This is a genomic window from Burkholderia stabilis (assembly GCF_001742165.1).
GTDB lineage: Bacteria > Pseudomonadota > Gammaproteobacteria > Burkholderiales > Burkholderiaceae > Burkholderia > Burkholderia stabilis.
The window spans coordinates 3,034,116-3,049,710 of sequence record NZ_CP016442.1; the positions used below are offsets into that span (position 1 = coordinate 3,034,116).

Consider the following 15,595-nt stretch of genomic DNA (forward strand, 5'->3'; position numbering starts at 1 on the left):
CCGGCCACGCGTCCCCACGGAAATCCTCACGTCGCGGCGCCGGGCGGTTCGCTACAATGGCCGCTGTCATCCTTTTGCAAACAACCTGCCCTTGGACTTCGAGACTCCTCCCGGCCTGTCGGTCGACGCCGGCGGCCAGGGCCAGACGGTGCGCCTGACCGGCCAGTGGACCGCGCTCGCGCTTGCGCGCAATCGTGGTGCGATCGCGCGCCGGGTCGCGAGCATCGCGTCCGGGCGCGTGAGCGAATGGGACCTGTCCGGCATCGAGCGGCTCGACCACGTCGGCGGCCAGGCGCTGTGGCGCGTGTGGGGCCGCAAGCTGCCGGCCGGCGTCGCGCTGAGCGTCACGCAGCGCACGATCTTCGAGCGCATCGAGCGGCTCGACAGCGGGCGCGAGGCGCCCGAGCGCGTCGTGCGCGTCGATCCCGTCACGCGGCTCGGCCAGGGGATCTTCGCGTTCGGCGAACACCTGCAGGGCGGCATCGCGATGTTCGGCCTCGTGATCCTCGATGCGCTGTCGGTGCTGCGCCGCCCGAAGACGATGCCGTGGAAGGAAACCTCGGCGAACATCTACAGCGCCGGCGCGCAGGCGCTGCCGATCACCGCGCTCGTCGCGTTCCTGATCGGCATCGTGCTCAGCTACCTGTCCGCGCAGCAGTTGCAGATGTTCGGCGCGAACCGCTACATCGTGAACATCCTCGGGCTGTCGGTGATCCGCGAGCTCGGCCCCGTGCTGTCGGCGATTCTCGTCGCGGGCCGCTCGGGCTCGGCGATCACCGCGCAGATCGGCGTGATGCGCGTGACCGAGGAGCTCGACGCGATGCGCGTGATGGGCATCCCGCACGGGCTGCGGCTGATCCTGCCGCGCGTGCTCGCGCTCGGCATCGCGATGCCGCTGCTCGTGATGTGGACCAACATCATCGCGCTGACGGGCGGCGCGCTTGCCGCAAAGCTCGTGCTCGGCATCGACGTCAACTATTTCGTGCGCTCGCTGCCGGGCGTCGTGCCGATCGCGAACCTGTACATCGGCGTCGGCAAGGGCGTCGTGTTCGGCATGCTGATCGCGCTGGTCGCCTGCCATTTCGGTTTCCGGATCAAGGCGAACTCGCAGAGCCTCGGCGAAGGGACGACCACGTCGGTCGTGTCGTCGATCACGGTCGTGATCCTCGCCGACGCGGTGTTCGCGATCCTGTTCCAGAACGTGGGGCTCGGATGAACGCATCGAACGAATCGGCGGCCCACGCCGCACCGGCCGGCACGCCGCCCGCCGCCGCGGAGGCGGACCTCGTGATCGAGGTGCGCAACCTGACCAAGCGCTACGGGCGCAACATCATTCACCAGAAGCTCGACTTCGACGTGCGGCGCGGCGAGATCGTGGCGATCGTCGGCGGCTCGGGCTCCGGCAAGACGACGCTCGTGCGGCAGATCCTCGGCCTCGAGCGGCCGACGTCGGGCACGATCAAGGTGTTCGGCGAAGATACGGCGACGATCGACGATGCAAGCGCGCGGATGATGCGCACGCGCTCCGGGATGCTGTTCCAGCAGGGCGCGCTGTTCTCGTCGATGACGGTGTTCGACAACGTCGCGCAGCCGCTGCGCGAGCTCGGTCGCGTGCCGCCGGACCTGCTGCACGACATCGTGATGCTGAAGCTCGAGATGGTCGGGCTGCCGCGCAAGCACGCGTCGAAGATGCCGGCCGCGCTGTCGGGCGGGATGGTCAAGCGGGTCGGCATCGCGCGCGCGATCGCGCTCGAGCCCGAGCTGCTGTTCCTCGACGAGCCGACGGCCGGCCTCGATCCGCAGGCCTCGGACGAATTCGTCGAGCTGATCGCGACGCTGCACCGCACGCTCGGGCTGACCGTCGTGATGGTGACGCACGATCTCGACACGATGGTCGCGCTGTCGACGCGCGTCGCGGTGCTGGCCGACCGCAAGGTGCTGGTCGCCGCGCCGGTCGAGGAGGCCGCGAACGTCGATCATCCTTTCATCCACGAATATTTCCTGGGGCTGCGCGGGCGCCGCGCACTGCAGGCGCTGCCGCCCGAGCGGCGCGCGAAGCTGCCGAAGGCGGCCCTCGAACCGGCGCTGTCGAGCGTCGAGCTGTAGCAGGCAGGCAAGCAAGGACAAGGAACCCTTCCGATGGAAAACAAATCACATGCGTTCTGGGCCGGCCTGTTCACGATCGCGCTGACGCTCGCGATCGCGGGCACCGTGTTCTGGTTCAACGTCGACCGCACCGTGCGCGTGCCGTACGACCTGCTCGCACGCACCAACGTGACGGGGCTGTTCCCGGACGCGGCCGTGCGTTTTCGCGGCCTCGACGTGGGCAAGGTACAGTCGATCGGCTTCGATCGTACGCACCCGGGGCAGATCCGGATCCGGATTCTGGTCGACCACGACGCGCCGATCACGCAGTCGACCTACGGCAGCCTCGGCTTCCAGGGCGTGACGGGCATCGCGTTCGTGCAGCTCGAAGATACGGGCCGCGACCTGGCGCCGCTGCCGTCGTCGGCGAAGTCGATCGCGCAGATTCCGATGCGGCCGAGCCTGTTCGACCAGATCCAGGAGCGCGGCGACGTGCTGCTGCGGCAGCTCGAACTGGCCGCGAAAAGCGCGAACGCGCTGATGTCGCCCGAGATGCGCGAGCAGCTGCGCGCGACGGCCGAAAGCCTGCAGCACGCGGCCGACGGCGCGGCGGTGCTGACGAAACAGCTCGGCCCGGCGGTCGCCGCGCTGCCGGAAACGATGCACCAGGTGGACCGCACGATGGCGTCGGCGAACACGCTGCTGCAGCCGAACGGGCCGCTCGTGTCGAACCTGAACAAGGCCGGCACGGCCGCGGAGCAGGTCGGCGTCGCGCTGAACGACCTCAACGCGCGCGTGCAGTACGACACGCTGCCGCGCTTCAATGCGCTCGCCGGCAGCGTCGGCGATGCGTCGCGGCAATTGAAGGACGTTGCCGGTGAACTCGGCCGCAACCCGCGCAGTCTGTTGTTCGGTTCGCCCGGCCCGCAGCCGGGCCCCGGCGAAGCGGGTTTCGTCTGGCCGGGTGCGACGGCCGGGAAGTGAGGCCGACCGGAAACCCGTCGGTCGCCCGGCCGGAAACGGCCACGCAATGACGCCCATCGAAACCGGAAACATCATGCAGGAACACGCCATGCCACGAATCCTTGACCGCGCGCTGCGTCCCGCCGCGGCCGCGCTTGCCGTGCTGACGCTCTCGCTTGCAGCCGGCTGCGCCGGCCACGGCGCGGCGCTGTCGAACATCCGCTACGACCTCGGGCCGGCCGCATCGGTCGCGACGGCCGGTTCGGGCCCCGCGCTGAAGGTGCTCGACGTCGGCGCGCCCGATGCGCTCGATTCGGACAAATTCACCTACCGCCTCGCGTACGCGGATGCGCAGCACGTGGCCGTCTATCGCGACAGCCGCTGGACCGCGCCGCCCGCGCAACTGCTCACGCAGCGGCTGCGCGGCGCGCTGTCGTCGCGCGGCACGGTGCTCGAAGGCTCGGACGGCGTGCGCGCGCCGACCCTGAAGGTCGACCTGAACGAATTCGAGCAGGTGTTCGACGGACAGTCGCAGAGCCACGGCGCGGTCACCGCGCGCGCGACGCTGATGCTGGACGGCAAGGTGCTCGGCCAGCGCACGTTTGTCGCGCGCGCGCCGTCGAGCACGCCCGATGCGGCTGGCGGCGCCCGTGCGCTTGCGACGGCAAGTGACCAGCTCGTGTCGCAGATCGCCGCATGGGTCGGCATGCAGGCGTACGCGGGCACGCCGTGACGCGCGCAGCGCAGCGATGAACGCGACCGGCGCGCCCCGCGCATCGTCGCTCGCGCGACAGGCGTTCGCCGCTTATGCGGCGCTCATCGTCTACGCGTCGCTGTATCCGTTCTCGGGCTGGGTGTCGCTCGGCATCGGGCCGTTCGACTACCTGTTCGCGCCGATGCAGCGCTACGTGACCGCGTTCGACGTGGTCACGAACGTGCTCGGCTATTTGCCGTTCGGCGCGCTTGGTGTGCTCGCGCTGCACCCGCGCTGGCGCGGCGTCGCCGCGACGCTGATCGCGGGCGGGCTCGGCGTGCTGCTGTCGAGCTCGATGGAGGCGCTGCAGACCTATCTGCCGACGCGCGTCGCGTCGAATCTCGATCTCGCGGCCAACGCGCTCGGCGCGCTGCTGGGCGCGGCGCTCGTCGCGCCGGCCACGGGCGCGCTGCTCGATCGCGGCGCGTTGCGCCGGCTGCGCTTCGCGTGGTTCGAGGCCGACGGCGCGACACCGCTGCTGCTCGCCGCGCTGTGGCCGTTCGCAATCCTGTTTCCGTCGCCGTTCCTGTTCGGCATCGGCGACTGGCCGGCCGCGCTGTGGGAGCGCGCCGACGCGTCGATGCAGGACGCGCTGCTCGCGTGGCTGCCGGCCGCGTGGCGCGTGAGCGAATGGCCCGAACGCGTCGACGGCTGGCTGTCCGATTCCGCGTGGGAGGCCGCGCTCGGCGGGCTGATGCTGTTCGCCGCGCTGACGATCGCGTCGCTCGCGATGCGCCCGCGCGCACCGCGCATCCGGCTGCTGATCGCGTTCGTCGCCGCGACGCTCGTGCTGAAGGCGGCCGCGACGTTCATGCAGTCGGCCACCGGCCTGGTCGTCGTGTGGGCCACGCCCGGCGCGCGGCTCGGGATCGAGCTCGGTTTCGCGGCCGCGCTCGTCGCGCTGCGCGTGCCCGAGACCTGGCGCGCGACGCTCGCGGCGCTGGCGCTGCTGGCCGGCGTGGCGCTCGTGAACCTGCTGCCCGTCAATCCGTTCTTCGACTTCACGCTGTCGGGCTGGCGGCAGGGCCGCTACGTGCACTTCAACAGCATCGCGCGCTGGCTCGCGTGGATCTGGCCCTACGCGGCGCTGATCTGGCTCGGCCAGCGCGTCGAGCACGCGTGGCTGCCGGCCGCGGTGCGCCGCTGACGCGGTCGTCCGGGCAGGGCGGCCGCGGCCGCATCGCGGGCAGCCGTGCGCGCCGGTCGCTATAATCGACCGCATCATCCGTTGCGCCCTGCAACGGCAATCGCCCCTCTTTCCGCCTGGCGTCGCGCCGGGCCGCTCGCCACCATCATGGATTCCTACTACCAGCACCACGTCTTTTTCTGCCTGAACCAGCGCGAACCGGGCGCCGAACGGCCGAGCTGCGCGCAATGCGACGCGCAGACCATGCAGGAATACGCGAAAAAGCGCGTGAAGGAACTCGGCCTCGCCGGGCCCGGCAAGGTTCGCATCAACAAGGCCGGCTGCCTCGACCGCTGCGAGGAAGGGCCCGTGATGGTCGTGTATCCGGAAGGCACGTGGTACACGTACGTCGACCAGGCCGACATCGACGAGATCGTCGAGTCGCACCTGCGCGACGGCAAGGTCGTCGACCGCCTGAAGATCTGAGCGGGCCGGCCGAATGAACGTTCATACGCAGAAGTCGCTGATCGCGGGCCCGGTCGGGCAGATCGAAATCGCGGTCGACCTGCCTGATGCCGTGCGCGAAGGCGGCGCCGCGCCGCGCGGCATCGCGCTCGTCGCGCATCCGCATCCGCTGTTCGGCGGCACGATGGACAACAAGGTCGCGCAAACCCTCGCGCGCACGCTCGTGCAGCTCGACTACGTGGTCTACCGGTCGAACTTCCGCGGCGTCGGTGCGACCGAAGGCGTGCACGACAACGGCACCGGCGAAGCCGACGACCTGCTCGCGGTGCTCGCGCACATGCGCGCGCAGCCCGCGTATGCGGACCTGCCGCTGGTGCTCGCGGGCTTCTCGTTCGGCACCTTCGTGCTGTCGCACGTCGCGAAGCGGCTGCGCGACGCGGGCGAAACGATCGAGCGGATGGTGTTCGTCGGCACGGCCGCGAGCCGCTGGCAGGTGGCCGACGTGCCCGAGAACACGCTCGTGATCCACGGCGAAACCGACGACACGGTGCCGATCGCATCGGTGTACGACTGGGCGCGGCCGCAGGAACTGCCAGTCGTCGTGATCCCCGGCGCCGAGCATTTCCTGCATCGCAAGCTGCACGTGCTGAAACGCATCATCGTCGACGCCTGGCGTTGACCGGCGTACGCGCGCGGCTGGAACGGCCCAAGGCCCGCCGCGCGTATTCGGCACGAGCCGGCACCCGCCGGAAGCGCGGCATCGCGCCGCGCACCCCGACTTGCACCCCGCCTGCACGCGCCTTTCGCGCGGCTTCGAGCGTGATCGCACACGATCTGCTCGCGTTATCCTCCTGAAGCCCGTGCGCCGTCCGGTGATCGTGCCGTGTCCGGCCGCCAATCGCTACCGATGCGCTGCGCCTTCGTACCCGTAGCGGCGTTGCAAATCATCGCGATGCAGCCGGGTGGCGCGGTGGTTTGCGCGTGGCCGCGAACCCGGATTCGCCGACACATCGGCACCGTTCAGCACCGAACGCGACACAAGGTTCGCAAAAACGCCCTTCGCGGCCACGTATAATGGCCGCATTCCGCGTCGCCCGCGGCCCGGCTGGGCCCATGCGGCGCTCGTTTCGCCGCCTGTCCGCCCGCTCGCGACGGCCGCGAACCGAACGCGTCCGCACGAGTCCAACCGGCGCGTTTCGCGTCGCCCGACGATTTCGGGCGAGTGCCCGAAACGCCCGCCGCCTTGCCGTTCAACCCTGCGCGTTTCGCACCGCACTTTCTGCCATCAGCCTGAATCGATCATGCGTCTGTCTCCCCAAGGCCTCAAGTCCCTCGCTTCCTCCATTGCCTTTGGCACCGCCGCGCGCAACGTCGCGCTCGGCGTGATGCTGCCCGTCGCGCTCGCGTCGACGATCGTCGTCGCCGAGGCGAAGCCGGCCGCCAAGGCCAAGGCCGCGCATGCGGCGCCGGCCGCCACCGAGCAGTTCACCGGTGCGCCCGCGGTCTACATGCCGGGCGCGGTGCCGCCGCCGGGCGTGAACGCGCGCTCGTGGGTGCTCGTCGATGCGACGAGCAACACGGTGCTCGCATCGGGCAATGCAGATGAACGCGTCGAGCCCGCGTCGCTGACGAAGCTGATGACGGCCTACCTCGTGTTCGAGGCGCTCGACAAGAAGAAGATCTCGATGGAGCAGATCGTCACGCCGAGCGATGCGGTGCGCCGCGTCGGCCGCGACGAGTCGCGCATGTTCATCGAGGCGAACAAGCCGGTGTCCGTGCACGACCTCGTGTACGGGATGATCATCCAGTCGGGCAACGACGCCGCGATCGCGCTGGCCGAACTCGTCGGCGGCAGCGAAGGGCAGTTCGTCACGATGATGAACGACGAGGCGCAGCGCCTCGGCATGAAGGGCACGCACTTCGCCGACGTGAACGGCATGCCCGACCCGAACCACTACACGACGGCCGGCGACCTCGCGAAGCTGTCCGCGCACCTGATCCGTGATTTTCCGCAGTACTACAGCATCTTCTCGGAGAAGGAATTCAAGTACAACAACATCCGCCAGGGCAACCGCAACCGTCTGCTGTGGCTCGACCCGACGGTCGACGGCCTGAAGACGGGCCATACGCAAGCGGCCGGCTACTGCCTGATCGCGTCGGCCAAGCGCGCGATTCCGGGCGTCGACGGCCAGCGCCGCCTCGTGTCGGTGATGATGGGCGAGCAGAAGGAAAGCGAGCGCACGCAGGACAGCATGAAGATGCTGAACTACGGCTACAGCGCGTTCGATTCGGTGCGCCTGTTCAAGGGCGGCCAGGCGATCTCGACGCCGCGCATCTACAAGGGCAAGGAAAACACCGTGCAGGTCGGTGTGAAGATGGACCAGTGGGCCACCATGCCGCGCGGCCTCGGTGACAAGGTCAAGACGGAAGTCGACGTCAACGCGCCGCTGATCGCGCCGCTCACGGAAGGCCAGCAGGTCGGCACCGTGAAGATCGTCGCCGACGGCAAGACGCTGTCCGAATTCCCGATCGTCGCCCTGCAGGCGGTGCCGGAAGCGGGTATCTTCGGGCGTATCTGGGACTCGATCCTGCTGATGTTCAGCAAGAAGAAGTAAGTGCGCAGCCAGCACGACGGGCCTTTGTTTTTACGACTTCATCCCCATCTGTCATAGCTATGAGCCAAGCCGAATTCGAACCGATCGTCTACCTCAGCGTCTCGTCGCAGGAGGAACTGGTGCCGCTGTCGCAAGCCCGTGTCCCGGTGCTCGACCGCGGGTTCATTTTCGGCGACGGCGTGTATGAAGTCGTGCCCGTCTATGCGCACGAAGGCGCGCACGTGCCGTTCCGGATCGAGCAGCATCTCGAACGGCTCGCGCGCAGCCTGAAGAAGATCGGCATCGAGAACCCGCACGACGCGGCCGGCTGGCGCGCGCTGATCGAGCGCGTCGTCGCGGCGAATGCCGAAGGCCTCGGCGACGGCAACGCGCTCGTCTACCTGCAGGTGACGCGCGGCGTCGCGAAGCGCGGCCACGCGTTCCCGCCGAACACGGTGCCGACGGTGTTCGCGATGACGAGCCCGCTGCACCTGCCGCCGGAAGAGGAGCGCGCGAAGGGCGTGCGCTGCGTGACGGCCGAAGATCGCCGCTGGCTGCATTGCGACATCAAGTCGATCTCGCTGCTCGGCAACGTGCTGATGGCGCAGCATGCGGCGGAACACGATGCGTTCGAGACGCTGCAGCTGCGCGACGGTTACCTGACCGAAGGCTCGTCGTCGAACGTGTGGATTGTTAAGAACGGCGAGCTGCTCGCGCCGCCGCGCAGCAACAAGATCCTCGAAGGGATCCGCTACGCGCTGATCGAGCAGCTGGCCGACGAATGCGGCATCCGGTTCGTCGCGCGCGAGATCAGCGAGGTCGAGCTGCGCGCGGCGGACGAGATCATGATCACGTCGGCCACGAAGGAAGTGCTGCCCGTCACGTCGCTCGACGATCTGCCCGTGCAGGGCGGCAAGCCGGGCCCCGTGTTCGCGGCGTTGTACGACGCGTACCAGCGTGCGAAGGCACGCGAGTTTGAACAGTTTGACCTAACCCGGAGAAAATGATGAGCGAACCGACCAAAACCGTCGAGGTCACCGGCGCGATCGAGACCCGGAAGGAGTCGCTGCTGGAGTTTCCGTGCGATTTCCCGATCAAGATCATGGGCAAGGCGCACCCCGAATTCAAGGACACGATCTTCAAGGTCGTCGCCGTTCACGACAACGAGATCGATGTCGAGAAGATCGAGGAGCGCGCATCGAGCGGCGGCAATTACACGGGCCTCACGATCACCGTGCGCGCGACGAGCCAGGAACAGCTCGACAACATCTACCGCGCACTGACCGGCCATCCGATGGTCAAGGTCGTACTCTAAGCGCCTTCCACCCACCTTCCTGCGCGCACTCGGCGGGGGTCTTCCCCGCCGCGCGCCGCGCGTCCAGCTCGTCGCACAGCCGCTTGTATTCGGCGACTTCCTCGAACAGCCAGGTCCTGAACGCCTGCACGCGCGGCGTGTTCAGCAGCGGCGGCGGACACACGAAAAAATAGTGCCACGGGCTCGGCCCGTCGATGTCGAACAGGCGCACGATGCGCCCGTCGAGCAGGTCGTGCACCGCGAGCGAGCGGCGCACCAGCGCGATGCCCTGGCCGTCGATCGCGGCGAGCAGCAGGTTCGACGAATCCTGGTACAGAATCCCCCGCTTCGGCTCGGTCAGCGTATCGAGCCCCGCCGCGTCGAACCACGGCCGCCACAGCTCGTCGTCCGAACGCAGCAGGTTGTAGTGCACGAGATCGGCGGGCGTCTGCGGCAGCTTGCCGCCGTTCAGCGTCGGCGCGCACGCCGGAAAGAACACCTCTTCGAACAGCGGCTCGACGTGCAGCCCCGGATAGGTGCCGAAACCGAAGCGGATCGCGAGATCGACGTCGTCGCGTGCGAAATCGGTGAGCGAGTTGGTCGACTGCAGTTCGACGTCGATTTCCGGATGCCGCTCGATGAACGTGCCGATGCGCGGCGTGATGAAGCGCGCGGCGAACGACGACAGCATCGATACCACGAGCCGCCGGTCGCGGTCGCTCGCGCGCACGTCGCGCGTCGCGTCGGCGATCACCATCAGCGCGGTGCGCACCTGCTGCGCGTAGCGCATGCCGGCGTCGGTCAGGCACAGCCGCTTGCCGTTGCGCGTGAAAAGCTGCACGCCGAGCTCTTCCTCGAGCGCGCGCACCTGGTGACTGACCGCGCCGTGCGTGACGAACAGCTCGTCGGCGGCGCGCGAGAAATTCTCGTGACGGGCGGCGGCTTCGAACGCGCGAATCGCGTTCAGCGCAGGCAGCTGGCGGAGGTCCATTTGCTAATTTTCCTCACATCGACGTGAAAATTGGTCGTTTTGTCGGACGCCTTGAAGTGACTACGATTGTAGCCATCGAAGCACTTATTGGCGGAGTCGATCATGCAAGAAATCTCTTCAAGCATCACGTTCGAAATCCCGGCGGGCGAAACCGTGCCGATGAAGGTACAACGCAGCACGCGGCTGATCGTCCAGTGCGGGCCGGTATGGGCCACGCGCAGCAACGATGTCGACGATTACTTCCTGGTCGACGGCGAGACGCTGAAGCTGCGCCGCGGCGAGCGGCTGTGGCTCAGCGCGGAAGGCCGCGAGGGCGCGTGCGTCGCGTTCTCGGTGTCGCGGCCGACCCGGGAAGTCGCGCTCGGCGGGCTTGCGCGGCTGCGCGAACGCGTGAGCGCGCTGCTCCACGACGGATGGCGCACGGTCTGACCATCATTTCCTCCGACGGATACTGACAATCCGTCCCTTTCCAGAGCCGGCGAGACCCATGGGTTTTCGGTAAACTACCGCCCATGTCCGTCTCGCCGGTTTCCATCGTGTCCACGCCTGTCGCCGTTTCCGCATCGCCCGCCGAATCACCGGCCCAGCCGGTCACCGTGCGCTGGCGGGGCCTCGAGGCCTACGAAACGAGCTTCGACGCGATGCGCGCGTTCACCGACACGCGCACGGCCGACACCGGCGACGAGATCTGGGTGGTCGAGCATCCGCCCGTCTACACGCTCGGCCAGGCCGGCGACCCGGCCCACCTGCTGGTGGCCGACAGCGGCGTGCCGCTCGTGAAGGTCGACCGCGGCGGGCAAATCACTTATCACGGCCCCGGCCAGATCGTCGTCTACCTGCTGCTGGACCTGCGCCGGCGCAAGCTGATGGTGCGCACGCTGGTCACGAAGATCGAGGAGGCCGTGATCGAAACCCTCGCGGCGTATAATCTCGCTTCGGTCCGCAAGGCGGGCGCGCCGGGGATCTACGTGGCATCCGGCGTGCACGAAGGCGCGAAAATCGCGGCCCTCGGCCTGAAGATCCGCAACGGCTGCAGCTATCACGGGCTGAGCCTGAACGTGAAGATGGATCTGCGCCCGTTTCTTGCGATCAACCCGTGCGGCTATGCCGGACTGGAAACTGTCGACATGGCGAGCCTCGAGGTTGCCGCCGACTGGAACGACGTCGCCCACACGCTGGTGCGGCGTCTGATCGCCAACCTCGACGGCGCATCCGCGGCCGCCGACAAGCCGCAGGCACTGGAACATTCGAATGACTGACGTTACCGCTTCTCCCGCACCGGCCGATTCGGCCGCGACCCCTGCCTACGATCCGACCGCCAAGCAGAAGGCGCAGGCGAAGACGGCGCGCATCCCGATCAAGGTCATTCCGATCGAGAAGCTGAAGAAGCCCGAGTGGATCCGCGTGAAGGCGGCCACCGGCAGCTCGCGTTTCAACGAGATCAAGACGATCCTGCGCGAGCACAACCTGCATACGGTGTGCGAGGAAGCGAGCTGCCCGAACATCGGCGAATGCTTCGGCAAGGGCACCGCGACCTTCATGATCATGGGCGACAAGTGCACGCGCCGCTGCCCGTTCTGCGACGTCGGCCACGGCCGTCCCGATCCGCTCGACGCCGATGAGCCGAAGAACCTCGCGCGCACGATCGCCGCGCTGAAGCTCAAGTACGTGGTGATCACGAGCGTCGACCGCGACGACCTGCGCGACGGCGGCGCTGCCCACTTCGTCGAGTGCATCCGCGAAGTGCGCGAGCAGTCGCCGGAAACGCGCATCGAGATCCTGACGCCGGACTTCCGCGGCCGTCTCGACCGCGCGATCTCGATCCTGAACGCCGCGCCGCCCGACGTGATGAACCACAACCTCGAAACGGTGCCGCGCCTGTACAAGGAAGCGCGCCCGGGTTCGGATTACGCGCACTCGCTGAAGCTGCTGAAGGACTTCAAGGCGCTGCATCCGGACGTCGCGACGAAGTCGGGCCTGATGGTCGGCCTCGGCGAGACGGAAGAGGAAATCCTGCAGGTGATGCGCGACCTGCGCGCGCACGACGTCGACATGCTGACGATCGGCCAGTACCTGCAGCCGTCCGAGCACCACCTGCCGGTGCGCGCGTACGTGCATCCGGATACCTTCAAGATGTACGAGGAAGAGGCGTACAAGATGGGCTTCACGCACGCGGCAGTCGGCGCGATGGTGCGTTCGAGCTATCACGCCGATCTGCAGGCGCATGGGGCCGGCGTGGTCTGAGCGTCGCGTTCGCGCAGCAACAGCCTCACGCAGTCGAAAAAGCCCGCAGCGATGCGGGCTTTTTTGTTGGTGCGGCCGCCATCCTCGCATGCGCACGACAATCGCCACCCAACCGGACGCGCGATCCAATTCAGCGTGGAAAGCAAAGCTGAAACGGCATCGATAGCTTCGCAGGATAAGTTGGCTCCCGCCGCGAACAAACCTCCTATAGTCGGCTCTCCCGCAGCAATGCCCGCATTCCGAAGGAGAGCCGCATGTCCCGCTTCAGCTTCATCCGCCGCGCCGTCGTCGCGCTGACCGCCTTTGCCGCGCTCGGCGCGGCGCACGCCGAATCGCGCGAAGTCGTGATCGCGTACCAGGACATGGTCGTGCCGTGGCGCTACGCGCAGGCGAGCGGTGAAGTCGAAAAGGCGACCGGCTACAAGGTCACGTTCCGCAAGCTCGACAGCGGCGCGGACGTGATCCGCGCACTCGCGTCGGGCTCCGTGCAGCTCGGCGAAGCCGGCTCGAGCCCGATCGCGGCGGGCCTGTCGCAAGGGCTCGACATCTCGCTGTTCTGGGTGCTCGACAACATCAACGACGCCGAGGCGCTCGTCGCGCGCAACGGCTCGGGCGTGACCAGCGTCGCGGCACTCAAGGGCAAGAAGATCGGCGTGCCGTTCGTGTCGACGTCGCATTTCCATACGCTCGTCGCGTTGCAGGCCGCGGGCGTGAACCCGAACGACGTGAAGATCGTCAACCTGCGTCCGCCCGAAGTCGCGGCCGCCTGGGCGCGCGGCGACATCGACGCGACCTACATCTGGGACCCGGTGCTCGCGAAGGTCAAGCAGTCGGGCACGGTGCTGACGACGTCGGGTCGGGTTGCGAAAGAAAGTGGCAAGGCGACCTTCGACGGCTTCGTCGTGAGCCGCAAGTTCGCGCGCGAGAACCCCGAGTTCGTCACGCGTTTCGTGAAGGTGCTCGCAGCCGCCGACGCCGACTATCGCGCGCATGCCGCCGCGTGGAAGAACGGCTCGCCGCAGGTCGCGGCGGTGGCGAAGGTGTCGGGCGCGAACGCGCAGGACGTGCCGGCCAGCCTCGCGCTTTATGCGTTCCCGACGCCGGCCGAGCAGGCGTCGCCGACGTGGCTCGGCGGCGGTGCGCAATCGGGCGCGGCGAAGTCGCTCGCGGCCACGGCCACCTTCCTCAAATCGCAAGGCACGATCCAGACGGTGCTGTCCGACTATTCGGTCGGCGTCGATCCGCAGTTCGTGCAGAAGGCCGCGCACTGAGCGCGGCGACCCATCGCGGAGCCTTCGATCATGAGCACGCTGGAAGTCCGTCAGGTATCGGTCGACTATCCGGGCGAGCGCGGCCGGCCGACGACGCAGGCGCTCGCGCGCGTCGACCTGCGCATCGATGCCGGTGAATTCGTCGTCGCGCTCGGCGCGTCCGGGTGCGGAAAGACGACGCTGCTGAACTGCATGGCCGGCTTCGTCGCGCCGACGACGGGCGACGTGCGCGTCGACGGCGTGCCGGTCACGGGCCCCGGCGCCGATCGCGGCGTCGTGTTCCAGAAATACGCGCTGCTGCCGTGGCTCGACGTGCTCGACAACGTCGCGCTCGGGCTGCGTTTCGCCAGCGTGTCGAAGGCCGAACGCGAAGCGCGTGCGCGCGGCATGCTCGCGCTGGTCGGGCTCGAACGCCATGCGCATGCGCGCGTGTACGAGCTGTCGGGCGGGATGCAGCAGCGCGTGGGCATTGCGCGCGCGCTCGCGAGCGACCCGCGCGTGCTGCTGATGGACGAGCCGATGGGCGCGCTCGACGCGATGACGCGCGGCACGATGCAGGCGCTCGTGCTCGACGTGTGGGCGCGCACCGGCAAGACGGTGTTCTTCATCACGCACGACGTCGAGGAGGCGCTGTTCCTCGCGACGCGTCTCGTCGTGATGACGCCGGGCCCCGGCCGGATCGCGGAAACCTTCGAACTGCCGTTCGCGCGCCGCTACGTCGAATCGCGCGATGCGCGCGCGGTGAAATCCTCACCGGATTTCATCGCGTGGCGCGAGCGGCTGATCGCGTACCTGCATCGCGACGAGGCGGTCGCGGAGCCCGCGTGATGCGCGAACTGGCGCGGCAGGGCGTGGCCGTCGGGCGCGGCCGTAACAGCACTTTGACCAGGCGGGACAGCATGAGCACGCAGGATTCGTGGGCGGCCGATCGTACGGCCGCGGGTTTCGAGCAGGACGAACGCACGGCGCAGTCACGCGCAGCGGCGCGTCCCGCGCGGCAGCCGCGCGCGTCGCACCGTTACCGGTTGCCGGGGCAGGGGAAAACGGCCGGGCTGAGCGCGGCGACGATCGCCGTGCTGGCCGCGCTGTGGTGGGTCGCGACCTATCGTCAGTGGCTGCCGCCGCTGTTCCTGCCCGCGCCGGAAGCCGTGTGGGCGGCGTTCGTCGACGCATGGCACGGCCGCATCCAGGGCGGCCTGCCGCTGTCCGAGCATCTGCTGTGGAGCGCCGCGCGCGTGTTCGGCGCATTCCTGCTCGCGACCGCGATCGGCGTGCCGGCCGGCATCCTGATGGGCGTGAGCCGCATTGCGCGCGGCGTGCTCGATCCGCTGCTGGAGTTCTACCGGCCGCTGCCGCCGCTCGCGTACCTGCCGCTCGTCGTGATCTGGTTCGGCATCGACGAAACCGCGAAGCTCGTCGTGATCTTCCTCGCATGCTTCGCGCCGATCGCGATGGCCGCGCGCGCCGGCGTGCGCGCGGCGACGGTCGAGCAGATCAACGCCGCGTATTCGCTCGGCGGCAGCTTCGCGCAGATCGTGCGCCATGTCGTGCTGCCGGCCGCGCTGCCGGAAATTCTCACCGGGCTGCGGATCGCGATCGGCTTCGGCTGGACGACGCTGGTCGCGGCCGAGATGGTCGCCGCGACGGCCGGGCTCGGGCAGATGGTGCTCAACGCATCGAGCTTCCTGCGCACGGACATCGTCGTGATGGGCATCCTGATCATCGGCGCGATCGCGTGGCTGTTCGATCTCGCGATGCGCTGGGTCGAGCGGCGGATCGTGCCGTGGAAGGGGCGCGGTTGAGGCGGG

The 15,595-nt window shown here is 68.4% G+C and carries 17 protein-coding genes; 16 read left to right on the top strand and 1 reads right to left on the bottom strand.

All coding sequences use genetic code 11. From position 1 onward, the window contains the following. Positions 1 to 91: 91 nt before the first annotated feature. From BBJ41_RS14150 to BBJ41_RS14195, 10 genes are all read left to right on the top strand, one after another. Complete coding sequence (locus BBJ41_RS14150) at positions 92 to 1,216, top strand: MlaE family ABC transporter permease (protein ID WP_069746917.1); 1,125 nt, start codon at positions 92 to 94, stop codon at positions 1,214 to 1,216. Continuing rightward, positions 1,213 to 2,106, top strand: a complete 894-nt coding sequence (locus BBJ41_RS14155) for an ABC transporter ATP-binding protein (protein ID WP_069746918.1) — start codon at positions 1,213 to 1,215, stop codon at positions 2,104 to 2,106. Before BBJ41_RS14150 ends, BBJ41_RS14155 begins: the two co-directional genes overlap by 4 nt. A 33-nt stretch (positions 2,107 to 2,139) precedes the next feature. Further along, positions 2,140 to 3,069: an MlaD family protein gene (locus BBJ41_RS14160; RefSeq protein ID WP_069746919.1), complete on the top strand. Its 930-nt coding sequence runs from the start codon at positions 2,140 to 2,142 to the stop codon at positions 3,067 to 3,069. An 88-nt stretch (positions 3,070 to 3,157) separates the two neighbouring features. Further along, positions 3,158 to 3,781, top strand: coding sequence for an ABC-type transport auxiliary lipoprotein family protein (locus tag BBJ41_RS14165; RefSeq protein ID WP_069747707.1), 624 nt, complete (start codon positions 3,158 to 3,160; stop codon positions 3,779 to 3,781). A 16-nt stretch (positions 3,782 to 3,797) separates the two neighbouring features. Further along, on the top strand, positions 3,798 to 4,949 hold the full coding sequence (locus tag BBJ41_RS14170; RefSeq protein ID WP_069746920.1) for a VanZ family protein: 1,152 nt from the start codon (positions 3,798 to 3,800) through the stop codon (positions 4,947 to 4,949). Positions 4,950 to 5,096: 147 nt separating this feature from the next. Further along, positions 5,097 to 5,414, top strand: coding sequence for a (2Fe-2S) ferredoxin domain-containing protein (locus BBJ41_RS14175; RefSeq protein ID WP_011694422.1), 318 nt, complete (start codon positions 5,097 to 5,099; stop codon positions 5,412 to 5,414). Between the two features lie 13 nt (positions 5,415 to 5,427). After that, entirely contained in the window at positions 5,428 to 6,072 is a 645-nt protein-coding gene (locus tag BBJ41_RS14180; RefSeq protein ID WP_048247130.1) for an alpha/beta hydrolase, read from the top strand. Positions 6,073 to 6,694: 622 nt separating this feature from the next. Continuing rightward, positions 6,695 to 8,008 (top strand): D-alanyl-D-alanine carboxypeptidase family protein, encoded by a 1,314-nt coding sequence (locus BBJ41_RS14185; protein WP_069746921.1) that lies wholly within the window; start codon positions 6,695 to 6,697, stop codon positions 8,006 to 8,008. 59 nt (positions 8,009 to 8,067) lie between these two features. Further along, positions 8,068 to 8,994: a D-amino acid aminotransferase gene (locus BBJ41_RS14190; RefSeq protein WP_069746922.1), complete on the top strand. Its 927-nt coding sequence runs from the start codon at positions 8,068 to 8,070 to the stop codon at positions 8,992 to 8,994. Continuing rightward, positions 8,994 to 9,302: an HP0495 family protein gene (locus tag BBJ41_RS14195; protein ID WP_011546305.1), complete on the top strand. Its 309-nt coding sequence runs from the start codon at positions 8,994 to 8,996 to the stop codon at positions 9,300 to 9,302. The genes BBJ41_RS14190 and BBJ41_RS14195 overlap by 1 nt, the downstream gene beginning before the upstream one ends. Here BBJ41_RS14195 and BBJ41_RS14200 read toward each other — a convergent pair. Next, positions 9,286 to 10,272 carry a transcriptional regulator GcvA gene (locus tag BBJ41_RS14200; RefSeq protein WP_069746923.1) on the bottom strand — a complete coding sequence of 329 codons (987 nt, stop codon included), beginning with the start codon at positions 10,270 to 10,272 and terminating at the stop codon, positions 9,286 to 9,288. The two genes, BBJ41_RS14195 and BBJ41_RS14200, sit on opposite strands and share 17 nt — an antisense overlap. Positions 10,273 to 10,374: 102 nt before the next feature. On the opposite strand from BBJ41_RS14200, the gene BBJ41_RS14205 reads away from it, so the two are divergent. From BBJ41_RS14205 to BBJ41_RS14230, 6 genes are all read left to right on the top strand, one after another. Next, positions 10,375 to 10,701: a DUF2917 domain-containing protein gene (locus BBJ41_RS14205; RefSeq protein ID WP_069747708.1), complete on the top strand. Its 327-nt coding sequence runs from the start codon at positions 10,375 to 10,377 to the stop codon at positions 10,699 to 10,701. Positions 10,702 to 10,784: 83 nt separating this feature from the next. Next, positions 10,785 to 11,531: a lipoyl(octanoyl) transferase LipB gene (gene lipB, locus BBJ41_RS14210; protein ID WP_069746924.1), complete on the top strand. Its 747-nt coding sequence runs from the start codon at positions 10,785 to 10,787 to the stop codon at positions 11,529 to 11,531. Then, entirely contained in the window at positions 11,524 to 12,516 is a 993-nt protein-coding gene (lipA, locus tag BBJ41_RS14215) for a lipoyl synthase (RefSeq protein ID WP_059451537.1), read from the top strand. The genes lipB and lipA overlap by 8 nt, the downstream gene beginning before the upstream one ends. A gap of 254 nt (positions 12,517 to 12,770) precedes the next feature. Then, a complete protein-coding gene (gene tauA, locus BBJ41_RS14220) occupies positions 12,771 to 13,787 on the top strand; it encodes a taurine ABC transporter substrate-binding protein (RefSeq protein WP_069746925.1) in 1,017 nt (338 codons plus the stop codon). Between the two features lie 30 nt (positions 13,788 to 13,817). Then, positions 13,818 to 14,615, top strand: coding sequence for a taurine ABC transporter ATP-binding protein (locus BBJ41_RS14225; protein WP_069746926.1), 798 nt, complete (start codon positions 13,818 to 13,820; stop codon positions 14,613 to 14,615). Continuing rightward, complete coding sequence (locus tag BBJ41_RS14230) at positions 14,615 to 15,589, top strand: ABC transporter permease subunit (RefSeq protein WP_069746927.1); 975 nt, start codon at positions 14,615 to 14,617, stop codon at positions 15,587 to 15,589. The genes BBJ41_RS14225 and BBJ41_RS14230 overlap by 1 nt, the downstream gene beginning before the upstream one ends. The last annotated feature ends 6 nt before the right edge of the window (positions 15,590 to 15,595 follow it).